Source organism: Legionella sp. PATHC035, assembly GCF_026191115.1.
Taxonomy (GTDB): Bacteria; Pseudomonadota; Gammaproteobacteria; order Legionellales; family Legionellaceae; genus Legionella.
In genome coordinates, this window is sequence record NZ_JAPHOT010000001.1 from 796,567 (window position 1) to 820,108 (window position 23,542).

A 23,542-nucleotide genomic window follows, 5' to 3' on the forward strand; every position below is an offset into this window, starting at 1 on the left:
GACTTGAAGATAATTTCAAAAAAGTCATCACTGGTTCATTTGCGGTGGTGCTGCAATTCCTATAAACACGACCATCCCATCCCCTCCTGGATTAAAGTAATTATCACTAAAAGGAAGTGGTTTCCAATTATTTGCAGCCCAAACATTTCCAGCTTGATCTGAAATGGCGTGAGTAAGACGCATTAAAGGATTAAAACTGGGTGGGCCACCTGCACCATTAAGCGGAGTACCATCGGCGAGCAATACTTGGCTCCCCGCACTGGGTAGGGTATAGCCGGTTGAGGGGGAGATTGCATCACCTGTGGCTAATCCTGTCGGACACTTCGCTGTGTTAATGCCACAAAGTTTGGAAATTGAAAATTGAGGAGGGAAGCCAATGCCCTCAAAATTAGCAACCCAGATATTATCGTCACCATCCACAGTAACCCCCCAAGGTCCGGAAACACCACCTTGGCCGTTATATCCAACAAAAATTCCATTGGGAGCAATTTTATAGATTGTGGAGTCATTTACAGAGGCCACCCAAGCATTACCTTGCGAATCTAAAGAAACCTCCCTTGTTGAGCTACCGGCTGGCAATTGAACGTCTAAAGTTTTGATGAGTTGGGTTCCGGAAATCACATATTTATTAATTACCGAACCTGGGTTGCCAGCAGAAGTTTTGCTGTTACTCACCCATGCAGAACCATCTTGAGCAATAGCTATGTCAAAAGGTCCACTGTTCGCAGGTTCTTGATAATATATGGCAGAATTAGGATCGCCATTTAAATAAACAACAATCCGGTCATTACCATAGCTGGCCATCCAAATGTTGTTATTTTTATCTGAAACAGTACCTTGAACTCTATATAAAGCCGATATATAGCCTAGAGGGCCTGAAATTGGAATGCCCGTTGAGGAAAACTGAGACACGCTCCCCTCCCCTCCTGGAGGCAAACAGGTATCACAACTCCCCCATCCAAAATTGCCTGTCCATATCGAGCCCCGCGTATCAATGGTAATTCCAAAAGCATTCCCCAAAAGACCACCACCAAATAGAGGCGAAGTGGGAGTATCATTCATTCCGTCCGCAGGTTGGCCGTTTGGCTTTAAAACAATCAGCCAGTTGGATGAGTTGGGAGTGCCTTGAATCACATTATTCGTTATCCAAGCGTACCCGTTTTTATCAAAAACTGTTTTGGCAGGCCCACCAAAAGGAGCTGACAAACTGCCGGAATTATTAAATTTTACCGCTAGAGTCCATGCATCAGGTTTGGTTTTTAACGAAGGTTGATAAGTAGCAAATTGATTCGATTGGACATAGATGCCTAGTACATTATTCGCGGGATTATGCGCTATATTTAACAATGCATCCAAGGTATTTGTAGGGGCAAAACCATTGACTGTAGTTAATCCAAAAAGAACAGTACAGGCACCTGGCAAATTTTGAACACACGATGCAATTAAGTTAGATAAATTATTGAGGGAACGCATTGTATTCGTTTGATCTGCATTAGGTGATGCAGTAATCACTTGCGATAGAGTGCCTTGAATCGGTGAAACTAAATTATCATTCATACCTGAGGCAATTTTTAATCCTAAGGAGCTACCACTAATTTGGCCATTATTAAAAAATTGTGCCATTGAATAAGCCGCGCCTACCGTCGTCAATTCGTTAATTGTAATCGCTGGAAGAAGATTTTTACCTATTATAGTTACCAGCTTGGTGTTATTTCCCTGGCGTGCAACTGCATAAAATGAAGAGGTTTGGGGTATTTGTTCAGGAGGAATATAAATAAAAAATTGGCCTGTTCCATTGGTTGTCGTATTAGCAATCGGTATTGCAGACGTTGAACTGGCACTGTAAATAGTCACATTTGCATTCGCAAGTGGAATTGCAGAGACATTCCCTGACTGCACCACCCCCTTGATTGTCGGTTCGAAGGCCCTAACATTTAAGGGTTCATTCGTCCCTGCGCATGCTGGAACATTAGGACTACAAACAAAAAGATGATTATGAGGATTAGGATCATGTGGATTAACAGCACCTGAAACTCTAAGTTCCAATGTGCAGCTCCCACCAGGTAATAAGGTAAAATTTGCACCACATAAATCAGGATAAGTTGTATCGTTGAGCACTTGGCTTACGTTAGGTGGTAAATATTTAACAAATCCCCCAGGTAGCGTTCGGCGCGTAGCATTCGTTACGGTATACAATGCGGTTGCAGTATTTCCTATAACCACTTGAGTAGGTAAGACGGTACCTACTTTGGGTAAAACAGTGTAGGCAACTCCATAGCTCATCGTGCTTAACGAGGTGGCACCAATAAACAGAAATAAAGAGGACATCCTTTTATTCTTTTTCATTTTTCCTATTTCCTAAATTAAATAGCTTATTTGTACTATGGCTTCCTGCATATCAAGATGGGGTAGTGTCAAAGTACTTGTGAAAGGTATTACGTCAAGCATTCCCTCATCCAAATTCGCCTTACCTAAGCCCACATAACGATAGCCAACCCCTAAGCGCCAGTTTTTACATAGGTCCATATCGATGCCAAGACCAAGACTATATGCAAAATTCGTTGTTTTATGATCCTCAAATTCTGGGGTAAAAGTTAGAAATGGGGGCACGCTGGTTTGATAATTTGAAGCCTGATTGAACGCAGCTCCAAGACCTATAGAAACATAGGGATGAAAAATCGTTTTAACAGTGTGTAATAACTTGCCTTCAAAAAAAAGTTGGCTGCTTTTTATTTTATAATTGTAGGTAAACTCATCGGCTGATTGCTCATCTATGCCTTGTATTAAAATACCGTTACTAGAAAAATTATTAGGCCTATAATAACTTATACCAAGCTGCAAAGACCACAGCAAATTCATTGGAACTTCAGTTCCAATAGACCCTCCCCATAACATCCGATTTGAATGGTCATGTCTGGGCGTATATTGATACGTTGTGAAATCACCATCCATATTTAAAGTTTGTGCATGTCCTGTCTTGGCAACCGCTACACCGCCCGAAAGCGTAAAAAATGGATGAAACCAATTTAAGTTTCTTTGATTCGATGGGTGAGTTATTTTAGCTTGGTCAGCATAGCCTGCATGAGCAGTCATAATCACTGAACTATAAATTATAAAAAAAGAACGTAAGGCAAATGGTGAGAAACAATCCGTTTTTGTTCGTTTAAACATAAAATAATCTTCCTTTTCTCCCTAAAGTAACAAGGGAATTAAAATCCTTTCTGGCTAAGAGAATGAATAATCACTTTAATTTGCCCGACAAGATAGCTGATTTCGCTCTATTTCTCAATGACAGAAAACCCAAATCCAGTTATTCTAGATCCCGCCCTGCTTTGTCGATCGAAAAAGATTGGTTTTACAAAAAGGGAGTTGTTGTTTTCTCTACAATTCATATTTTTAAAAGGAATTAACGTGACTCTTAAATCAATTTTATTCTCAGCTGCTCTTATCCTTTCATCTCAAGCGCACGCAGATAATTTATTTAAATTGACTCAAAAACCTTTGACGATAAATCAATGCCCGATCACTGCTACAGGAAATGCATTCGATCTTGCCTTGCTCAACCCTGGCTATTTTGTTGTATCAAGTGGCAAGAAAAACAGTGAACTCCTGTTTACACGTTTTGGCAGACTCTATTTAGACGCGGATGATTACCTTCGCACAGATTGGGGTGACTACCTGCTTGGAATAACAAAAAAATCTGCCCCCAAGCATTTAAATAAAATCAAAATCCCCACAAAAAATTTAGCGCCTAAAGCGACTAGCAAAATAAAAATGGGGGCTAATCTTCCAGCGATGGCAATCGAGGGTGATAGCTATGTAGCGAGTTCAATTCTTTTCGATTCTCTATCTAATACGGATGAATTAACGGTTAAATTAACAAAAACTGGGGTTGGCATGTGGAAGGCCGAAGTTTTTGTTGGCAAAGTCATGCTGGATGAAGGCACCTTAAGGTTTAATGCCAACGGTGCGTTAACAAAACAAGAGGGATTGCACCATGTTCAATGGCCAACAAACTCTGGTATTCAACAATTGAAAATTGATTTTAAAGAGAGTACCCAATATGCAATCCCATTTTCTTTATTTTTTATGCATCAGGATGGGTATGGTGTGGGATTATTCACCACGGCTATGGTTACAATAAATGGCGAAATTGATTTGCTATACAGCAATGGACAATCAAAAGTATTGAAGAACCAGATAGCCGTCGCATTATTTACCAATCCAAGCTATCTAGAAAATGTGATAAGCCATTTATACAGACCCACTGAAAAGTCAGGTCTACCAAGACTTTATTGGAAAAATAGTGAACACGCTGTACTCAGTGGCTATCTTGAAGAAGAACCTTGTATTGCTCATTAGATTTTTATTTGCTTTCTGACATTTACTTGTGCTTTGTGAACGATTCGATCCGACAAGATTGTCAGAAAGCACTTTCTTCGAGCTATTCCCCTCTGTAAAAGAGGCTAGAAAATAAGGAACATAAACTCCTTATAAAGGTAAAAATATGGATCCAGTGACGCATGCGGTTTTAGGGGCAGCCTGTTCCCAAGCAATTTTGTACAGGAAGGACAAACACAATGCCTGGCTTGTCGGTGGCTTGGCAGCCATGGCCCCTGATTTGGATATATTCATTCGAGAATCAGGCAATCCAATGCTGTTTTTCCTATATCACCGCCACTTCACCCATTCCCTAAGTTTTATCCCCATAGGTGCTTTAATCATTACCTTAGCTTTGCTAATTTTTAAACGCTTTCGCACTCATTGGAAATTTACTTTTTTGGCCGCTTTGATTGGTTACTCCACTCATGGTCTGTTGGACGCCTGTACTACTTATGGCACAGTTTTATTTTGGCCATTTTCTGATACTAGGGTAAGTTGGGATATCGTATCTATTGTTGATCCCTTTATAACCATCCCCCTGGCTTTAGGAGTATTCGCGGCTTTGGTCTTTGATCAAAGAAAGCCTGTCCTTATAGCTTTAGCGCTAATTAGTTTATTTATGCTATTCAATATAGGACAACATTATCGAGCAATGACAGCGGTTCGTGACGAACTCGCCCAATTAGGAGTAAGTTCAGAGAGAGCACGAGTATTTCCCATGTTACTCAGCTCCACCCAGTGGAGAGGAATTGCATTAAATAAAAATCGTTTGTATCTCATGAATGTTTCAACCCCACTTTTAAAAGAATCGAGAAGCCAACTGATGGCAAGTTATCCTGCTTTTTCTTATCAATACTTACCTGAATATGTAAAAAACTCATCTTCATTAATGAGGGATTTTATTATTTTTAACTGGTTTACCGACAACTATCTCGTCACCGTTAATAATAAACCGTTATTATTAGCTGATGGACGTTTTTTAGTAGACAACAATGCAACGATAGCCTTATGGAGTATGCTGTTTTTAGCGAATCAACCACACGTGAAGGAGTTTCATTTTTTGCGCATTGCCAATTACAAACACAATTCTTGATGATCATGAACCTTTTAAAATTGATAAACGGCTAATCAAAAGAATTTGTTTAAAACATAGGATCAGATATAATTTCAAAAATGTTCTGGAATATCCAAGAACCTGTCCTTTAACTAAGAACGATTACCACTTATCAACTCTGTAACCTTATGTTTCATATTGCCCTTTACCAACCTGAAATCCCTCCAAATACAGGAAACATCATTCGGTTATGTGCCAACACTGGGGCAAAATTGCATTTAATCCATCCTCTTGGATTTTCACTACAAGAAAAAGCCCTGCGACGTGCTGGCCTGGATTATCATGAATGGGCCTCAATTTCCCAATATGAGAATTGGGAAAACTTTATTCAACAACACCATCAAAAAACTATCTACACGCTTAGCGCTCGAGCGACACAATGTTACTCAACGGTTCAATATACCGCAGATGACCTTTTTTTATTCGGTCCAGAGTCCAGAGGATTGCCTCAAGAAATTTTACAGAAATACACGTCGCTCTCTATCCCTATGCGTGAAAACAATCGAAGTTTAAATCTCTCGAACGCTGTTGCGGTCATTTTGTATGAAGCTTGGAGGCAATTGGATTTTAACAAATAACAGAAGATTCATCATATACTCTGCTCATTCCATGCATTTCTCAAGGCGTTTCGAAAGCGAGCACCTGTTTAAAATACAGTTACCCGCACCCATAACTTTTTCACATATTCATACTTGGAGACGAAGGATAGTTTTTTTTCAGATTTTCTTCTCTGGTATTGAGCTCTTGCTCTTTACAATCCACGCATTGACCACAACAACAGCGGATGGTTCGAGAGGCAACTAAAGGAGTTGTTCCTCCTGCCCCCATTCCTAAACAATAAGCGAAGTACCAAGGTATCGGTGTGAAACAGGAAACGAGAATCCCACCAATTAAACCGAAAGTACAACCGCACCCGATGGCCAGTCGTTCTTCCTTAGTGATGCATGACTTTTTAAGTGGAACATCCCAGGTTTTTCTTATGTCATTTTTTTGAGCTGTAACAACGTTTTTAAGTTCCGCAATTGCGTGTTCTTCCTCGCGACGCTTTTGGCGAGCAATTTCAGCTTCTTTATGTTGTAGATAACTTATAAATTGGGCATGTATTTGCAAGTAGGTTCCTTTATATTCTTTATCACATATTTTAACGTAGATTTGCTTTGGATAATTAGAAACCAGCTTTTTGAAAGTTGAATTAGTCATAGCGAGATGATTCAGCGACTTCACATCAAGAAAAAAAAATATCAGGTACATTACGTCATTAGGAACCTGAGAAAAGTTTCCTGTAGTTGTAGCAATTTTCTGTACTTCTTTTTTTTTAAACACAACTCCTCCACTAAAACGATTAAAAAATGGAATGTCGTACTCCTGCTCCGCTGATATTATCCAATACTATCGAATATTCAAGAAGTTATTTCATATCGTTCCTATATCACCTGATTCTGTAATGAACGCTGAGTTTATTATCCCTGAAAAAAACGAGTGAACGCATATTCTATAAATTGAAATCACATTCATTTTCATTGACAATAAAACCAAGGATCTGTATATTCATTAAATGAATAATAAATGGATTCAAATTCAAATGAGCCGATTTTCAAACCTATTCTTATTAGCAATATGTATTTCTTTATCTTCCTGCAAAACAAAAGATAGCGAGAATAGCCTGCATTTTGCCACGTCAGCAGAATATCCACCTTTTGAATATAGCGACCATGGAAATATAAAGGGATTTGATATTGATTTGGCGAAACTTATTGCTAAAGAGCTTGGGAAAAAAGCTGTTTTTGACAACATGCAATTCAGCACTGTTCTTCCTGCAATTAGTTCTGGGCAAGATGATGTTGCCATAGCTACAATCACGATTACAGATGCGAGAAAAGTCAATTTTGATTTCTCTGACCCCTATTACTTTGAAGGAATGGCCTCGGTATATCATTCCAGTCAACCGATCACCACACCCAGTCAACTTACAGGAAAAAAAGTAGCAGTACAGCTTGGTAGTACGATGGAGATATGGCTACGAGATAATTACCCTCAGGTGGATCTCACCACATTTGATAATAACAACCAAGCGATTGAAGCTTTACTTGCACATCATGTTGATGCCGTGTTACTGGATGGTGCCCAAGGGCAAATCTATAGCAAAAAACATTCGGAACTCTCTTCTTCGCTTATTGCTAAAGCAGATTATGGATACGCATTGGCACTGAAAAAAGGTTCCCCATTGACGTCAAAGATTAATAAAGCCCTGCAAAAACTGCAAGCCAGTGGAGCAATTCAAAAACTAGAAAAAATCTGGTTCAAGGATTCATTATGAACATGAACAGAAACCATGTTCTGATTTAATTTAGGAGGTTCAACATGTCCCTTTACACCCCAGTTAAAAACACGCTTGTTGAAGAAACTCATTCTCAACCGATTAGTGAAGTAACCACCAACACCTTCGTGATCAATTTACAACAGGCAATATTTGATCTTGAGGCCGGTACCTATCAAGAGAAAGGACCTAACCCAGGACCATCAGAGGTAAAGAAGACCTCCTCTCCCGCAAAAATCAAGCACTTTCTTACCGGAACCGAACTAAGTACAGAAGAGTTAAAGCATGTCTTAGAGAAAGCAAAGGCCCTGAAGCAAACCCCCTCGTTCTACAGTCAGGCTCTGGCTCATCAAAGCCTGGCCATGATTTTTGAAAAACCTTCTTTTCGAACCCGCCTAAGTTTTGCAATGGCAATTCAAAGTATGGGTGGCATAGCCATTGAAAGTGTAAGCACTACGAGAAAGCAGGAAACCCCAGCGGATATGGCTAGAGTGCTAAATGGTTATGCAAATTTTGTTATGGTAAGAACTCATGCAGATGAACTATTACAAGAAATGGCCACTTATGCAACAGTTCCTGTAATCAATGGCCTATCCGCCTTACATCATCCGTGTCAGATTTTAGCGGATTTATTAAGTCTATGGGAGCAATTTGGCTCGTTGGAAGGACTGACTGTTGCATATATTGGTGATGGAAATAATATTTTGCATAGCTTGATGCTGCTTGCGCCGCAATTAGGAATAACAATTCATTACTGTTGCCCTGCATCCCATCAACCTAATGCTTCAATTGTCCAAGAGGCGCAGGACATTATGCCAGATAAGATTTATCATTTTTCTAAACCTGAAGATGCGGTTAAAAATGCCCATGCGGTATACACTGACGTATGGACTAGCATGGGTTTTGAAGAGCAGAAAAATCATGAAGCGTTTCAGGGATTCCAGGTCAATGAAAACTTAATGTCCTATGCAAAACCAGAAGCCGTATTTATGCATTGTATGCCCATGGAACGAGGAAAAGAAGTATCCGAAACCTTGCCTGACAGCCCCGCTTCAATCATCTTCACTCAAAGTGAAAACAGAATGCATGTTCAGAAAGCGTTACTTTTATTCTTAAATCGATAAATAGTTCTGGATCAGTTATGGCTAAAAACCTTCTGCAGGTGCAGCCTCTGATCCACCTGTTAACGAATTCAATCTGGTGCATCTCTTATTGTGTCTCTAAAAAAAGACATTCATACAAACCATGATTTATTCAGTACAGTCCTTCGTTGTAAATCCGTACAGCATTTTATATAGTAATACAGGATTATCAGTGATAGGCTTAGTACTACATTTGCTTCGTTTGCTTATCATGTCACCATTGAGTTTGTGCTGAAATGCCAGATAAGCTCAAAACAAACTCACCTCAAATTGCCTTTTATTTGAAAATAGTTAAAACCAAAGCCATAAATTAATATTCGTTCAATATCCGGAGAATTTAAATGCCTGGCCCTTATAATACCCAAATCATACTGAATGTGTTGCGCTCCTTGACACAACTTGTATCCCAACACCCAGAATTGTTAAAAACTTCTGGAGTTTTTCGAGTTGCAGGAGCAAAGGAAGAAACAGAAAAGTTACTTGAGCAACTGATTAGCGAACAATTTCATGGGGCTATTCTAAGTAACTATGTGATGAAAGAGAATAAAGTAAATAGTGAGCATCTGCATAATAGTTTAGGAATGATTCCCGCTGTTCTTAAAAACCGTTCCTTACTCGATTCAAAAGATACTCTGCTGATCAATTTCTCTAAAAATTTAAAGTTATTACTGGGTTTTCAACTAAAAAAAGATATTACAAAAGCAGCCAATCAATTACTCGATGAGTTCATTTGTAACCTGTTACTTTCAAATCGAATCGATCATCAGCGTGTAGGAGAAATTATTTATCATTACTGCTATTTAATGCATCAGGCTGGCACATTCCAAGAGACTAATCGTATGACGTTCCATAATCTCGCTATTATTATGGCTCCCCGATTGACTCAAGATTTAGATCTCTTTCCAGCAACAGATCTTTTGGGTTTGAGCGGTTTTTTAAGTCAATTGACTCCGGTATTGGAAAATTACATCAGCGATGACCAGTGGAATAAAGATTTTAAAGAACGTCATGCTGATAAACTGGAGCATTTAGCAAATACAAGCCATGCAATACGCGAAAAATTGGAGCATATGAGAGAATCCTCTAAAACATTGGTACTTGTTTCTATGAAGAACTTGGTGACCCAAGCAACGAGCCTTCAAAACCAAATCAATTCGCTTGAGAAACAATTAAAAGATGATTCCCTTAAAAGAAAAGTGAAGAAAACATTAAATAAAGAACTGGAGCAGTTAAAAGAAGAGCAGACCGAACTCAACTTGAAAGTTTCTGAATTAGCCCAAAAAATTCCTACCTTGAATCGTGGCTATCAACAAATACAAGAAGAAATCGATCTCATGTCTCTCTCTGAAAATGGAGAAAAAGCAGAGAAAGATCCGCATGGGAAACAGGAACTTAGTTCCAGTCTAGTCCAATTTGGCATTTTTGAGTCGCAACACACCACGACTATACCTACGTCATTATTTCCGGTTCCTCAATCAATAGAAGCATTTAAACTACAAGGAAAGGTTGAGGACGATCAGCAAACTCATAAATCAGGAGGTCCCAATTAGACTCACCTTTATCTTCTCAAGTGTTGCTTGCGCATCGCTTGAGAGCGCTTTCTTACGGCTAAACGTCTCTCTAAGGTGTGAAGTGGTTTATTGGCCTCCCCACTGTTTTTTGTCAATTTTTCGGGCACTTATCACCCTGCACTCTCCCCTAGTTCTTTATTTTGATGAATAAATTAGATGTCTTTTTATTACTTAATAAATTCTTAATAAATTTGCTTTACTATGAGTTTGCCTTCGCAGAGGGTAGGTGAAGAATATTGAATTATTTATATTTTTATTTATTCTTCATGGTGGCCAAATTGGCATCTTCAAATATTATTTAACCAAAAGGAAAATCGTATATGCGTAAATTATTGGTATCCTGTTTGTTTGCTCTATTGTCAATGTCGTATGCAACTCTTGCTAACAGTTATGGGGTTCATGAGGATCATCCCTATGATTTTGTCGTTACCAAGGATGTTTATAAGTTTTCAGAAGTTTATCAAATTAAATCGCCCCAAAGAGAAACCTATCCTGGGTCAATAAAAAAGAGCGCATTTCGTATCCGTACAAACTATGATTTATCCAATAAAGATGGATGGCAAGCCACCGGTATTACGCGAATCATTTCTTTAGGTTCTCTATATCCTTGGGCTAAAGAAATTGATATTTATGATACTCGTGGTGTACAAATTGGTTTTATAGATGGAAATTTAGCAACGCTTGAATCTGCAAAATTCACCCTGTATGACTATGATGAGTCAGGGAAAGCTACTGAAATTGGTTATGCTTATGCAAATCCCAGCTTTGACCGATTCGTCATTTTAGAATCAACGAGCAATCCTCATCCTATTGCCGAACTCAATCGCAATTTTGGCGATAAAACCTGGAGTGTTTCAGTTCATTATCCTGAAAAAATAGATGATCGCATTGTTCGTATTTTTGCCGGATTTGTAATTGATTACGAAGATAAGTTTTTAGCAGGTCCAGATGAATCAGATGATGACGAGTTCCTTAATCAAGAGGGATCAGTAAACTAAGCTTGCAGTCACTCTCTGAGCGAGCAGGAAAATGCTCCTCAGGCTCATTTGAGCTTAGTTTTTTAAAATCGATAGGGATGTCGATTTTTTACACAATAATTTTGGCAACACATCGATGAATAATCCCTTGAAGTGAGACTTAATCGGTAGTACACAATTGCTAAAGGATGCCACTCTGTATCTCATTGTTGTTTTTTACTGTGTTTTTCATGGTGTTTTTCATCATCTGCCTCAGACTCATCTGATGTAGAACGTTCGTGTTTTTTAGATTGACTTGATACCGGCTCCGGCATCTTGCTTTTACTCTGAAAAAATTCCATCCAATTAGAATAAAATCCTGGTTTTTGTGGAGAGGTTACTTTTATCCGGACGCCTGCGCCCCACATCGATTCCATATAGCTATTATCAGAGAGCATTGCCAATTCATCTAAAGTAAAAGGGCTATTACCACCCACTTCGCCATAACTTTCGGCTTTCGTAGAAAAATGTTCCATGCAGCGCTCATAGATTATTTCATTAGGAATATCAATCCGTGAATAATGCGTTTTATTCATTGAGGCTATTTTTTCTTTAGATCGTAAAACCATTTCATACGCAGCTTTGTAATGACTGTCCAACAAATAGCTTTGGAGATGAGGTAATCCGAGGTCTTTACCAAAACAGAGCAATAAGGAATTTAAAACAAAAGGAGAACGACAACTAAAACTAAATTGTTTTGAATCTAACGGATCATTGGCAGCATGCATCGAATCCTCTACAGAATCCAATGTCATTTCCCAAAGACTTTGACAATATTTTGTTTTTACTGAAACCAACACTTCGAGTAATTGCACAAAGTTTAGTTTTTTTCCTGTTTTAAGATTTAAATCGATAGCACCTTTTTCAATGGCGTGCGCAAATGCTTCAAGCAATAATCGATGGGAATAAGAACCATGTAACAGCACACGATCAATTTGCTTATTCTCAGTAAAAAGTTGGCCGCTTGAGATGACTCGGTCTGCTATCATGCTACTGACATAACCAATAAATTTAACCACATAACCATTTTTATTCACATCACGGGAATTCTCATGCTTCAGTAAGAGCGTATCCAACATCCTTGCCTTTTTTAACGGTTGATAGGCATCTGGAGCACCTGGAATGAAGTTGCCTCTTCCTGCAATCAAGTAAGGAGGGCTATAAGTTGCTTGTGATGGAAAAGCTTGACTTTCTTGCATTAATGTTCCCAGTTCACCATCTAAATCTTTGAGATGCTCTACCACTTTCAAGGGATCATAAGCAAACCCCATTAACTGGTTGGCAATGTTTGCTATCTCCTCAGCAGACATATCTTTTAATAAAGGTTCCGGGATGTTTAAATCCTCCACCTTGACCTTTGGCGGGGGATTTTTCGGAGCTTGAATGGTAATTTGCTCCTGTTCCACCTTAAAATCTGGCTTTACCATACATTTATCAAAAAAATCAGCGCTTCTATAATTAGGATCTTGAGCTAATTTTTTTACTGCCATGGTCACAGTAATACCATTTGAATTGATCTCAGGCGAATATTTCCCATCAAAAGACATCATGACCTCGCTTTGTGTAATAATCATATTAAGTATAGAATATGGTCATTTAATATGCAGATGCTCTCTCTGAGAGTTAAAAAGTATTTCCTAAGAAGAACTTAAGATGATTAATAAAGAAAAATGGGAGAAATTAGCTGAGTTCATGACGAAACTTCATATCAATGAATCCGAGCTGATTGAGAAATTTATTATTGGCAGTGGTAAAGGGGGACAGAAACTCCATAAAACTGCCTCCACGGTGTATTTGAAGCATACTCCTTCAGGATTGGAAATAAAATGCCAAGATTCAAGGAGTCGTGAAGATAATCGATATTTTGCCAGAATAAGGCTTTGTGACAAATTGCATTCGATAGTGAGTGATGAGAAAACAAAAGAACAGCAAAAAATGGAACAATTAAAACGTCAAAAGAAAAGACGTTCAAGACGAGCGAAACAAAAAATTTTAGATGAAAAATCCAGGCAAAGTGAAACGAAAATGCTGAGGAAAAAACCGGATTCCCATGAATAAAATGATTTATGAAATGAGAAAAACGAAAATAATAAAAGGACTACCATTTAATTTGATAATACTCCCCTTCTATGAGCTGGGTAGTCGGTTTTTCTATTCCCTTTGAAATTTCATGACTTTTAATTAAAAGCTTCAGATTCTCGTCAAGCACTTGATGTTTTTTTTCATAACTTACATGTTGCCCTTGTTTGCTTTCAAGCAGTTCTTTAAGTTTACTGTCATAGAGACCCTTTAATACAGATAAAACGTGATCATGAGCTTGGGTATCTTCTGATTTTCCTTTAAAGAAGGCAAAGCCACTTTGTGGAACAAAATTTATAGGAGTCTTGATTAGATTCTTTTTAACTTGTAGGTATAAATCATTCAGTTGAGTCATTGCAATTAAAGGATTTTCATCGAGCGTTTTCCCCAATTTTTTCTTAAATGTTTTCGGATGATTTAAAATAGAATTTGTATCAGCCCCCTGAAGAAAGGTGGTTGCAGAAGTAATATTCGGTTGAGCCCCTGCTTTTATCAATTTGACGCATAAATGATAAAATTTTTTCGATAGAGCAATATCTAACATAGTTTTTCCATTCACATCTTCTGTGTTTAAATCGACTCCTTCCTTTAAAAGATAATTAGTTAAAGCTATAAATTTGTCTTCAGCAGTTTGCCAATAGTTAAATATCTCATCAAGTGCATGATGCAATGGATTTCTCCCGGCAGGATTTCTTTTATGAAGTAACGTGGGATCTCGGGATATAATTTCGTGTATCATAGGCAAAGGAGATCGACCGATTGCTACATGCAAAATATTATTTCCATCTAAATCGACGTAGTCAATCTTTGCGCCCATCTTCAATAATAATTGCATCGATTTAAAATCCTTCCCTACCATAGCATTATGGAGAGGAGGACATAAGTTTTCATTTAGTTTATTAATCAATGTCCTATCGTGCTTCAATAGTATTTTGATCAGTTCTTCTCTGTTTTTTTCTTGAGTATGAAAAACATAATGCAAGGCGGTATATCTTCGTTCATCGGTTTTACTGGTATCAGCACCTTTTTTTAATAAATAATTAACCAGCCTTATATCCCCTCTTTGAACCGCCAACATTAACGGTGTTGACTTCTCGTTCTTTATCGGAGTATCGATGCCTATTCCAGTACCCTCTGCATCCAAAAATTGTTCGACTAAACTTCTACTTCCTACGCTGAGTGCAATATAGAACACGTCCTTACTTGCAAGAAGTTCTTTGTGTTTATTAATAATTTTTTTTAAAGCGCCTCTATCTTCCCGCACCAATACTTCATCTAAAAGATCTTTACTGATCTCTGCACCAGACTCTAATAACTTTTCAAACACATCAAGTTTATTATTCTTATAGGCTAAAAATATGGGTGAAGAACCTTTGTTATCGGGTGCATTGATTTCAATCTCATCTGTGGATGTTAAAGCAACAACCAGCTCTGGATTTCCATACTCAGCAGCATAATGGAACGCCGTTTTTCCCTGATTGTCTTTAGCGTTCAGTATTGCAAGAGCATTATTCTGGGAGACTATACCCTTTAATATTTTACCCATTATCTGCATATTTCCAGATTCCGCAGCATAATGAAGGGCCGTTTTGCCATCGTAATCTGGGATTGATAAATCGGCTTTATTAGCAATTAACTCATCGATCATTGCCATGTTGCCCATCATCACCGCTAAATGGATAGGGGCTTTACCTACATAAATTGGAGGCGCCCCCTGCTTGATGCGTTTATTTATCTGAGCTAGATCACAAGCGGATACCAGCTCTTTGATATGACCTGGATTGCTTAAATAAATTGCCCCTCGATGAAGTGGATATTTCGTTTTTATTGAATCGACACACTCTCGTGCATTGTCTTTTAGTCTTCTAATATCTAAAAACGAAAAATCTATATCTCGAATCTTCTGGTAAGAAGGACTATCAAGCATCTCCATAAACTTTTTCTTTTCTTCCAAAGTTTCACTATACCCGTATAAAGAAATACCGTTTTTATTCTGCTCAACAATCTCCACTGTATTTAAAATCGCTTCTTTAATAACGACTACTAACTGATCAGCACTGTATAAATCAAAAACATTAGGCTCATAAAAAGTGGCTGGGGGCAAACCCTGTTGCATTAAAAGAATATTTAATAAATTGTTTACGAAGGTTCTTCCATTGGCATCTTTAAAAGGATGCAATACTTCATACTGCCGAATATGCTTGGCAATAACGTACAGTTTTTCATCAAGTGTTTTTGCAGCTTTAATTTCCTTGTTATAAGATTGGGTAATAGCATCTAGAAAAACATCGACATTTTTTCTTACTGCTCGATAGAAATGGTTTGTGTTACTGTGGCCATAGGCACTCATATCTTCATATATTTTTTTGGCAAGCTCAGGTATTTTTTCGGGAGTCAAATCTTGAAGATAATCCAACTCAAAGCTTGGACCAAACGGGCCTTGTCTTCCAGGACCAAATGATGCACCACCATCGATAAGAAAAAATAGTTGGAGAAATTCCTCTATTCCTTTAATTGAAGCACGACAGGCTGGAATGCCAAATGATACAGACTCATCTGTTCTGATTTCACCGGGGCTCTTATCCTCTAACGCCTCTACTTCTCGTCCACACTTTTTATGTATTTCTTTAATTAAATCGACACTTAATTCAAATTCCTCGCCTTGTTTATAAACTTGCAGCGCAATGGAGCACAAACTCTCTAAAGCCGCATTAATCGAACCTCGTTCTCTTGATTCATAACCATGCCAACCCTTTTCCTTTGACCAAAAACGTCCATCAACCAATAATCTCCATATTTGTTCCGGTGGGTAGGATTTTAGAAAAAACAGCCCAGGCAAATTTGGCATAATTCTACTCATAAAGTGTCATTATTATTTATAATAATAGCCCAAGGTGATTCAATTATATTCAATGAATTCATATTTTATGTCATAATGCCTGGCTTTATTTGTTCATTTTTCTGGAGCAAAGTTTTAAAAAGACTAAATGCAATATAAAGAGACGAGTTGATGAGATACCGTCATGCCAGTAACCCCTCACTCCAAAGATGGTTTATTATGGTTTGAGCTACCCATATTGATTGATATAGAGTAATGCGATGAGAGATAAAGTTATCACCAACCAGAAAGTTATTTTTTCATATTCCGTGGCAAAAGATCGCTCAAAAAAACTGGCTCGTTTTTTATCGGAGAGATTTTATTCCGTAAATCAAAGCCATAACAGTACAATTCTTATCGGTTCAAGCTTAGCGCATCAGGATCACGATATTGAACATGACAAGATTCTTGATAGTTCTGGCGCATCCATCACTACTGATAAGAATGGTGTTATTAACGGTGCACGCATTGCAGTTACCGACGGCTTAGGTGGGGGAGTTGGAGATCAACAAGAAGATGAGGAGATACATAAAGTATCACTAGCAACGTGTGAAGCATTTTTGGATAGTGATGAACATGTAGAGACAGCTCTCGTCTCAATTGGCAAATTAACTTCTGCAAGAGATAGAACCAATACAGAGCGTGCGCATGCATCTATGGCAGCTTTTACTTATAAATACGAGCAAGGAAAAAAATACTCCGGTGAATTTGCAAATATTGGCGATGGATTAATTATTGTTTTAGATAAGCAATTTCATATCAAGGAAACGCTCAATGCACGCCATGTTTATCGGGGATTTAATGCATGGTCTCCATCCTCAGTACAAATGTTTGCCTCACCTACTAATAAAGATCGCGCCCTAATTCACAAAAAAATTGAGTTAACTGAAGGTGATATTGTCATTTCGATGACGGATGGCATATGGGGAGAGTTAGCCTCCCATTTAACTTCTGAAACAGAAAAGTACCGTGATATCAATATTGCTGCCCATTCATTCGAAGCCTTATTTGACCAATTAGGTGATACTTCATACCCTTCTTCATTCGAGATAGCTCAAATCATCACCAGTCACGCCATGTCCCAAAGCTTACAACGCAGACAAACCCTAGTAGAATTACTGCTTGAACTCGAAGAACAACACTTTCAAGAAAAATCGATAACAACCATCAGTGAAGTATTCGCTTACTTGGATAAAACAAGTAATCCCAAAATAGCGGATGCTTTAAAGAGCATTTTGTTCAAGCAAGGTTTAAATGATGGGATAGTTTATTTTGAAAATATCGAGATCCCACTTGCTGTAGTGATGCGCGATTTAAAAAGTCGTACTGTTGGGGATTGCGCCACAATCAATGTCGTACGAATTCCTTATCATTTAGATGAGCTCATACGATGTTTTATAAATCATCCTGAAAAGCGACACAGCTTATCGCCGCAATTTGAGACGACGATTCAATCCGAGGCAGAATTAGAGGAGGCATTTATGCGTCTTTCTCTTGAAGTCATACAATCTGAAATTGATTCCAGGCTTTCTGATGTGCATTTTCAACCGGCATTTAAAAAAGAAACGCTTGATAAGACCCATAGCCTCTTAACACACTATTTTCGATTATCTCGTCTCTTAGACCAGAAAATGGATTATCCTAAATTGTTATCTCATTTAAATGCATACCTCACTAAAGAAACATCTTTAGAAAAAAATGATATAGAATTGTTACTATCGATGCTAGACAGCAAAATTAAACCCAAAAAAGGAATTTTTCATACATTACTTGGGGAAAATCACAACAAACTCTATAAATCATTTTATAAACAAATCGAATTACAGTTTTTAAGCAATGAATCAAACAATACGCATCAATTGAATTAGTTGTAGTCCTGGCAAAGCGAGAGAGTATCTTTTAAAACTCTTCTTATCAGTAAATTAAGGTATCCATTACGGCCAAGATGGGCCAAATACACCCTTTCGGTGCACAAGGCCTAAACAGATGGGTTTCATTTTATGCAACATAAGTCAGGTTAAACATGACCCCATTCGTATAGAAATGATTTAAGCTTAAACCATCCCCCATTGTTTGATCCGGTGCACGCCCCAGGCGACTTTTACCCCAATCAGCAAATTCATAACCTACACCAACTTGCCAATTCTGATTCAATGCTTTTTGTACTCCCGCCCCCACTGTATAAGTCAATGCGGTTTGGGTATGGGATGTAAAATCGGGATTTTCTATAGCTTCAAAAATTTTGGGCTCATTGTTAAATGCATGAGCGTCATTAAAACCCACACCAATACTGCCACCCACCCAAGGCATCACGATAAATCCCATATCTGCCAATAACTTTCCTTTTAATGCAATATGAGAATGCTGGATTTTATAACTGTAGGTGTAGTTATCAAATTCTGGATCGGCATCATCCCAAATATCCCCTGAAAGACGAGCATTGGTAGTTGCAGCAACTGCGAAGCCTAATTGCCCCCAAAGCGTCGGAGTGATCGTCCGTTGCAAGCCCAAAAACACTTCAAAATCGGCAAGAGCGTTGTTGGTATCGTCAGCATCATAAGTTTTTTCAATATCAGGGGCCAAAAAAAAGGTTTGGGTCTCACCACCAGTAGGCCATACTGGACCAATACTTAATGCAGCAACGTAATTAAAACGCGAAATAGGTTCACCCATAGTTCCCGCTACGCCGCTACTACTTAAAAGGCAGGCAAATAATCCTAATAAATAAGACTGTTTTGTCATCTCAACTCCTTGTATGCTTAAAATGATTGATTGAATGCATAGTACTTTTTTATTTTTTTATGGGAACTAAACAGGTATCAACAGTTACGCCCCCTGGTATATTTGCTGGATTGTACAGTGCAAGGTTATCCCCTATATCTGCATTGTTGTCAAAAAATTCATTCAAAACAACACAAGAATGGGCGAGGTTCACAGGGAGGGGAGTTCCTACACTACCTCCAACTAATATTGCCCCTCCTCGGTTATCTTCTTCCATTGGCTTTTTCAAGGCAGTATTTCCGGTAAAAAGATTATCAAAAATTTGAGTATTCCCAGAAAACTCCACTGCAATCGCCCCACCTCCAGGTGCCATAGCGGTTACCGTAGAACTTCCGGCACTAAAAATATTGGCAACTAAGTTAAAGAAAAATAAAGGTGAAACGGCCCCTGTAGGAACTCCTATAATGGCATTATTGAGAAATTTGTTATTTGAAATTTGCGCTTGTGTCTGTATTGAAGAATTAAATATGGCATTCCCATAATTTGAGGCAAAGATTCCCCCTCCTTCCAACTGTGCCTTGTTATCGAGAAATGTCGATCCGGTTACTGCTGTTGCAATCGAATCCAAGTAAATTGCCCCACCAACACCTCCAGTATTGTTTTTAAATTCAGACTTCATAATCTTAGCATGTGACCCTGGATTAGGAAGGATTCCAAAAACATTAATAGCACCTCCCCCAAATGCAGCGGCAACATTATTCGTAAACTTGGAATTCTCAACATTTAAAAAATAAGGGGTCCCATCATCAAAAGGGATGTGAAAAAAAATAGCTCCTCCCCCAAAACCTGTAAGAGTCGTTAAATTTTGCATAAAAGTGGTATCGGAGACTGATAAATTGGTATTGATCACACCAACTGCACCCCCACTTGCATCTGGGACTGGACCATTTAGCACATTATTTTTGAATTGACTTGCTGAGATAATGACATCACCCGCATCTTTACTACGAATCGCACCACCATTGCGAAAAGCAATATTTTGTTCGAATTCGCTTGAAGTAATAGTATAAGCAGCGTCAATTAAATTTTCCAAAGCGCCTCCACTACCCCCTGGAAATAAGGCACTGTTATTAACAAATCTGGATTTTTTGATATAAATTGCAGTATCTGTATCTATTGCTGCAACAGCACCCCCACCTGAAGCCAGTACTATAAATTCTCCAGCAAGAATTTCCGATACGGTGGCATTAAGGCCATCACTGCTATTTTGCTCAAAAACCACATGATTGAGTTCAACAGTTGAGCCATAGCGTGCCAAAAGTCCCCCGCCCGCAGCATGCTCATAGTCTAAACTCTCAAGAACATTATGAGTTCCCAAAACTCCATTATCTGGACCGTTTGCATAGCCGCCTCTAATAATGAGGCCGTCAAGCGTAACATTTTTAACTCCTACGCCAGGCGGAACATCACTTCCGGCCATAAGCACATGCCACACTCTATCATTGCTACTACCAGGTACATAAGGTGTAAGACAGGTTGACGTCATATCCCCACATAAAATTGTAGGATGAAGTGTTGCATTTCTTTGTGCACGTTCCGATTCAATCCCGGAAAATCCCCCATATATTGCGGTATCACTCGGTAAATCAAAGGTTCTTAGCTTAGGGGTATTAACGCCATAAGCACCACCAACTACTCCTTGTGGAGCATATACTCGAGAAGGCTTATAAACTCCTGTCGCCAACCAAATTTCGACAGCACCTGGGTCTGCGTCAGCAGCTTCGAGTGCGGACTCTATATTATTAAATGCATTGGCCCAGTTACTTCCATTCCCATTAGTTGCTTTATTGCCGTTAACATACAATACCGTTGCACTTCCCTTAATAATATTCAAAATCTCTGGAGCATTGGGTTGATAACATTGTAAGCGATTGCCTTGATTACATACGACTGGACCTCCAGATATGCTGCCTGATAAGTCACTGCCATTCACTTGCAACGTCAAGGTACATGATTGTTTAGAGCGTAATGTAAAAGGATTATTGCAATTTCCTGAACCTGAGGTGATCTGATTGATACCGACAATAGAATTCATGATCAGGGTATGTGCTTTTTTTGATTGGTTGGTAATGGTGTATTTCACTAAAGCAGTACCTGTTGGACTCACAGTCAACTTAGGGGGAAAATTTACATCCGATGTAAACGTCCATAAAGGGCTAACAATCGATGCTGAATTGACAGAATCAGTACCGGCAATGGCGCTACAATTTAAAATATTTAACAATAAAATGAAATAAAGAGGATATCTTTTCAATTAATGCTCCTTGCACCAAAAAGTTATCAATTGTAAAAAAGAGTGGTTGCATTAAAGAATGGTCGGTGGTTGTTGTAACACCCATGCTCGTAAGACAGCTTGCAGCATCTAAGCATAAAATTTTATAAATATCAATAAACTAACTTGGATATGTTTTTATGAAATTCATAGCAAAAAGTTGCTATTATTTTAAATTAAGATGGAAATCTTCAGCCACATCACGAGGAGAAAAACCCTCTCTATATTTAAAATGTTCACAAATGTGGATCACAATAATATATGTTCCTTGTTTGGTTTTTTCTAAAATCCAGGTATGCGTTAAATCCGCGATGAGTTGTTGACTGTAAGCTGCCGGAGATTGCCAAATTCGTGCATACCAAACTCCTTTAGTACTCAAAGTAATTTCATCGTCTTGAGCTTCGCTTTGAATAAGCTCACATTCAAATTTTTGATCGAAATAGATGAGTTTGCCAATCTGGTGATCAGCAAAACCGGCAATCCCCTTAAAAACGATATCACTGCCACGCAAAGTAATAATTAAATTTTCTGGATCAACGAACGGTAAAAAATCGGAGATTGGCGCCCTTGAAGCATTTAAATGATTAAATTGTTCAACAACTTTAAACGCCTCTTTTTCATCATGTTTTGCTTTATTCATCAATTCATCACCTTTTTTGGTTTTATTGTAGAACAGTCATATAAAAAATCCATCATCTAATGAACATGAACGGCAGTAAAAACTTTCCTAGAACAAAGAATCAAATTGAGAAACTATAAAAGGTGGGGTTGGATTTTGCCACCCTCACGGTTCCTGACCCGGTTGCTTATGGCGATGCAACCTATCTTACTTCATATTTCTACTTAAGCTGCAAAGCCATATTTGGGAGAGATAGGTATGCTCCCATATGACGATCAAAGGCTCCTATCACATTTATCAGCATCAAGTTACTACGAATAGGATTGCTCAAGAGCTAACTCATAAGGGCTTTTGGAGCCTGCAACGGGATGACAGTCATTTCGACAATGGTAATTTATTTACAAAGCCCAGCGAGTGTATCTTGGGCTATCTTTTTTGAGGACAGTTAAACCTGTCCTCATTTTTTTATCATGAATTACGTATTACATCTTATGTGCGATATCTAAAATCATATAAGCACCCGCTGTCGACAATGACTTGTGAACCAGTCGACAATTGAATCCTTTAAAAAAGGCGCTGATACCATGATTCTTATAGATTTGTGATGCGACCTCCCCTATGGTTTGTTTGGTTTGATTCGTACAAGCCTGTTGGTTGCTCTTAATCACATCAAGGGGTGTCGTTGCAAAAGTTACCGGTGCTGAGGCAGCGGTTGCCCAAAAAATCGTTGACAGGAACGTTTGTTTTTCACGCCTGGTTTTAATTGCATTGTACGTCATGAATAAATAAAACCAGCTTGGGAAGGCTTTTCCTTGGGTAGCGCCACCTCCGACAAAAAAACCGGATAATCCTCTTTGTTGATAAATACTCTTCATTGCTTGAATTGGAGTTACTGGTTTATTCTGGCTCGCGATCGTTTTCATTTGTACTGTTTTAATATTCTCAAGCGGACTCACAACCAGAGTATCAAAAGTACTCGCAATGGAGGCTTTAACTAGACTTCCAACCACCATAGGAAATTGCAATTTATCAACTTCCTTTGGCATATGACTAATCAGGAGAGGTCGATAGATTACTTTTCCCTGTTGACGAACAACACAAGATAAAAAACCTGTGGAAAAATGATTTAAATTTGCTCCTAAAAATTGTTTCGTGACTGAATAAGGACTTTGAGAAAGATTGGTTTGAATTGCAACTTTTAATCGTTCCGCTGGATGCCCTATTAACGTCGTAAATCCTGTATAACTCATACTGAAAGCATAAGCATCCCAAAGCGTCTTTTTTTCTTTTTTTTCTTGCCCCATAAAACACCCTTCCACCAACAAAAAGGCGCAAATAATAACACATAGATCATTTTAGAGGCATATAAT

Annotated in this window: 18 protein-coding genes; 9 read left to right on the plus strand and 9 right to left on the minus strand. The window is 38.5% G+C overall.

Annotation, left to right across the window (positions count from 1 at the left end; genetic code table 11):
* Positions 1-27: 27 nt before the first annotated feature.
* Both OQJ13_RS03580 and OQJ13_RS03585 read right to left on the minus strand, forming a co-directional pair.
* Positions 28-2,346 (minus strand): hypothetical protein, encoded by a 2,319-nt coding sequence (locus OQJ13_RS03580; RefSeq protein ID WP_265709228.1) that lies wholly within the window; start codon positions 2,344-2,346, stop codon positions 28-30.
* A gap of 12 nt (positions 2,347-2,358) precedes the next feature.
* Positions 2,359-3,171 (minus strand): outer membrane protein, encoded by an 813-nt coding sequence (locus tag OQJ13_RS03585; RefSeq protein ID WP_265709230.1) that lies wholly within the window; start codon positions 3,169-3,171, stop codon positions 2,359-2,361.
* A 240-nt stretch (positions 3,172-3,411) separates the two neighbouring features.
* On the opposite strand from OQJ13_RS03585, the gene OQJ13_RS03590 reads away from it, so the two are divergent.
* From OQJ13_RS03590 to trmL, 3 genes are all read left to right on the plus strand, one after another.
* On the plus strand, positions 3,412-4,362 hold the full coding sequence (locus tag OQJ13_RS03590; protein ID WP_265709231.1) for a flagellar hook-basal body complex protein: 951 nt from the start codon (positions 3,412-3,414) through the stop codon (positions 4,360-4,362).
* A 145-nt stretch (positions 4,363-4,507) separates the two neighbouring features.
* Positions 4,508-5,476, plus strand: coding sequence for a metal-dependent hydrolase (locus OQJ13_RS03595; RefSeq protein WP_265709232.1), 969 nt, complete (start codon positions 4,508-4,510; stop codon positions 5,474-5,476).
* A 149-nt stretch (positions 5,477-5,625) separates the two neighbouring features.
* Entirely contained in the window at positions 5,626-6,075 is a 450-nt protein-coding gene (trmL, locus tag OQJ13_RS03600) for a tRNA (uridine(34)/cytosine(34)/5-carboxymethylaminomethyluridine(34)-2'-O)-methyltransferase TrmL (protein ID WP_265709234.1), read from the plus strand.
* Between the two features lie 100 nt (positions 6,076-6,175).
* Here trmL and OQJ13_RS03605 read toward each other — a convergent pair whose 3' ends face one another.
* A complete protein-coding gene (locus OQJ13_RS03605) occupies positions 6,176-6,820 on the minus strand; it encodes an F-box protein (protein WP_265709236.1) in 645 nt (214 codons plus the stop codon).
* A gap of 259 nt (positions 6,821-7,079) precedes the next feature.
* Between OQJ13_RS03605 and OQJ13_RS03610 the strand changes: the two genes are divergently transcribed.
* The 4 genes from OQJ13_RS03610 (at position 7,080) to OQJ13_RS03625 (ending at position 11,525) form a co-directional block, all read left to right on the plus strand.
* The gene (locus OQJ13_RS03610; RefSeq protein WP_265709238.1) at positions 7,080-7,814 is read left to right on the plus strand and encodes a substrate-binding periplasmic protein; all 735 of its coding nucleotides are present in this window, start codon (positions 7,080-7,082) and stop codon (positions 7,812-7,814) included.
* 44 nt (positions 7,815-7,858) lie between these two features.
* The gene (gene argF / locus OQJ13_RS03615; protein WP_265709239.1) at positions 7,859-8,938 is read left to right on the plus strand and encodes an ornithine carbamoyltransferase; all 1,080 of its coding nucleotides are present in this window, start codon (positions 7,859-7,861) and stop codon (positions 8,936-8,938) included.
* 359 nt (positions 8,939-9,297) lie between these two features.
* Positions 9,298-10,506, plus strand: a complete 1,209-nt coding sequence (locus tag OQJ13_RS03620; RefSeq protein ID WP_265709240.1) for a RhoGAP domain-containing protein — start codon at positions 9,298-9,300, stop codon at positions 10,504-10,506.
* 341 nt (positions 10,507-10,847) lie between these two features.
* Positions 10,848-11,525 (plus strand): hypothetical protein, encoded by a 678-nt coding sequence (locus OQJ13_RS03625; RefSeq protein WP_265709241.1) that lies wholly within the window; start codon positions 10,848-10,850, stop codon positions 11,523-11,525.
* Positions 11,526-11,707: 182 nt separating this feature from the next.
* Here the strand turns inward: OQJ13_RS03625 and OQJ13_RS03630 are convergent, their stop codons facing one another.
* On the minus strand, positions 11,708-13,093 hold the full coding sequence (locus OQJ13_RS03630; RefSeq protein WP_265709243.1) for a hypothetical protein: 1,386 nt from the start codon (positions 13,091-13,093) through the stop codon (positions 11,708-11,710).
* Positions 13,094-13,196: 103 nt separating this feature from the next.
* Here OQJ13_RS03630 and OQJ13_RS03635 point away from each other — a divergent pair, with 103 nt between their 5' ends.
* Positions 13,197-13,601 carry a peptide chain release factor family protein gene (locus OQJ13_RS03635; protein WP_265709244.1) on the plus strand — a complete coding sequence of 135 codons (405 nt, stop codon included), beginning with the start codon at positions 13,197-13,199 and terminating at the stop codon, positions 13,599-13,601.
* 40 nt (positions 13,602-13,641) lie between these two features.
* Here OQJ13_RS03635 and ankX read toward each other — a convergent pair whose 3' ends face one another.
* On the minus strand, positions 13,642-16,482 hold the full coding sequence (gene ankX, locus OQJ13_RS03640; protein ID WP_265709246.1) for a Dot/Icm T4SS effector AnkN/AnkX/LegA8: 2,841 nt from the start codon (positions 16,480-16,482) through the stop codon (positions 13,642-13,644).
* 239 nt (positions 16,483-16,721) lie between these two features.
* Here ankX and OQJ13_RS03645 point away from each other — a divergent pair, with 239 nt between their 5' ends.
* The gene (locus tag OQJ13_RS03645) at positions 16,722-18,368 is read left to right on the plus strand and encodes a phosphocholine hydrolase Lem3 (RefSeq protein WP_265709247.1); all 1,647 of its coding nucleotides are present in this window, start codon (positions 16,722-16,724) and stop codon (positions 18,366-18,368) included.
* Positions 18,369-18,498: 130 nt separating this feature from the next.
* Here OQJ13_RS03645 and OQJ13_RS03650 read toward each other — a convergent pair whose 3' ends face one another.
* The 4 genes from OQJ13_RS03650 to OQJ13_RS03665 form a co-directional block, all read right to left on the minus strand.
* Positions 18,499-19,242, minus strand: a complete 744-nt coding sequence (locus tag OQJ13_RS03650; RefSeq protein ID WP_265709248.1) for an outer membrane protein — start codon at positions 19,240-19,242, stop codon at positions 18,499-18,501.
* A gap of 49 nt (positions 19,243-19,291) precedes the next feature.
* Entirely contained in the window at positions 19,292-21,535 is a 2,244-nt protein-coding gene (locus tag OQJ13_RS03655) for a hypothetical protein (RefSeq protein ID WP_265709250.1), read from the minus strand.
* 184 nt (positions 21,536-21,719) lie between these two features.
* Entirely contained in the window at positions 21,720-22,193 is a 474-nt protein-coding gene (locus OQJ13_RS03660; protein WP_265709251.1) for a hypothetical protein, read from the minus strand.
* 461 nt (positions 22,194-22,654) lie between these two features.
* On the minus strand, positions 22,655-23,476 hold the full coding sequence (locus OQJ13_RS03665; RefSeq protein ID WP_265709252.1) for an MC/SLC25 family protein: 822 nt from the start codon (positions 23,474-23,476) through the stop codon (positions 22,655-22,657).
* Positions 23,477-23,542: the final 66 nt, after the last annotated feature.

Excerpts from the sequence above, each read along its gene's own strand:
- OQJ13_RS03580 (WP_265709228.1), bottom strand. The coding sequence starts at position 2,346 with ATGAAAAAGAATAAAAGGATGTCCTCTTTATTTCTGTTTATTGGTGCC.
- OQJ13_RS03585 (WP_265709230.1), bottom strand. The coding sequence starts at position 3,171 with ATGTTTAAACGAACAAAAACGGATTGTTTCTCACCATTTGCCTTACGT.
- OQJ13_RS03595 (WP_265709232.1), top strand. The coding sequence starts at position 4,508 with ATGGATCCAGTGACGCATGCGGTTTTAGGGGCAGCCTGTTCCCAAGCA.
- trmL (WP_265709234.1), top strand. The coding sequence starts at position 5,626 with ATGTTTCATATTGCCCTTTACCAACCTGAAATCCCTCCAAATACAGGA.
- OQJ13_RS03610 (WP_265709238.1), top strand. The coding sequence starts at position 7,080 with ATGAGCCGATTTTCAAACCTATTCTTATTAGCAATATGTATTTCTTTA.
- argF (WP_265709239.1), top strand. The coding sequence starts at position 7,859 with ATGTCCCTTTACACCCCAGTTAAAAACACGCTTGTTGAAGAAACTCAT.
- OQJ13_RS03620 (WP_265709240.1), top strand. The coding sequence starts at position 9,298 with ATGCCTGGCCCTTATAATACCCAAATCATACTGAATGTGTTGCGCTCC.
- OQJ13_RS03625 (WP_265709241.1), top strand. The coding sequence starts at position 10,848 with ATGCGTAAATTATTGGTATCCTGTTTGTTTGCTCTATTGTCAATGTCG.
- OQJ13_RS03630 (WP_265709243.1), bottom strand. The coding sequence starts at position 13,093 with ATGATGTCTTTTGATGGGAAATATTCGCCTGAGATCAATTCAAATGGT.
- OQJ13_RS03635 (WP_265709244.1), top strand. The coding sequence starts at position 13,197 with ATGATTAATAAAGAAAAATGGGAGAAATTAGCTGAGTTCATGACGAAA.
- ankX (WP_265709246.1), bottom strand. The coding sequence starts at position 16,482 with ATGAGTAGAATTATGCCAAATTTGCCTGGGCTGTTTTTTCTAAAATCC.
- OQJ13_RS03645 (WP_265709247.1), top strand. The coding sequence starts at position 16,722 with ATGAGAGATAAAGTTATCACCAACCAGAAAGTTATTTTTTCATATTCC.
- OQJ13_RS03650 (WP_265709248.1), bottom strand. The coding sequence starts at position 19,242 with ATGACAAAACAGTCTTATTTATTAGGATTATTTGCCTGCCTTTTAAGT.
- OQJ13_RS03660 (WP_265709251.1), bottom strand. The coding sequence starts at position 22,193 with ATGAATAAAGCAAAACATGATGAAAAAGAGGCGTTTAAAGTTGTTGAA.
- OQJ13_RS03665 (WP_265709252.1), bottom strand. The coding sequence starts at position 23,476 with ATGGGGCAAGAAAAAAAAGAAAAAAAGACGCTTTGGGATGCTTATGCT.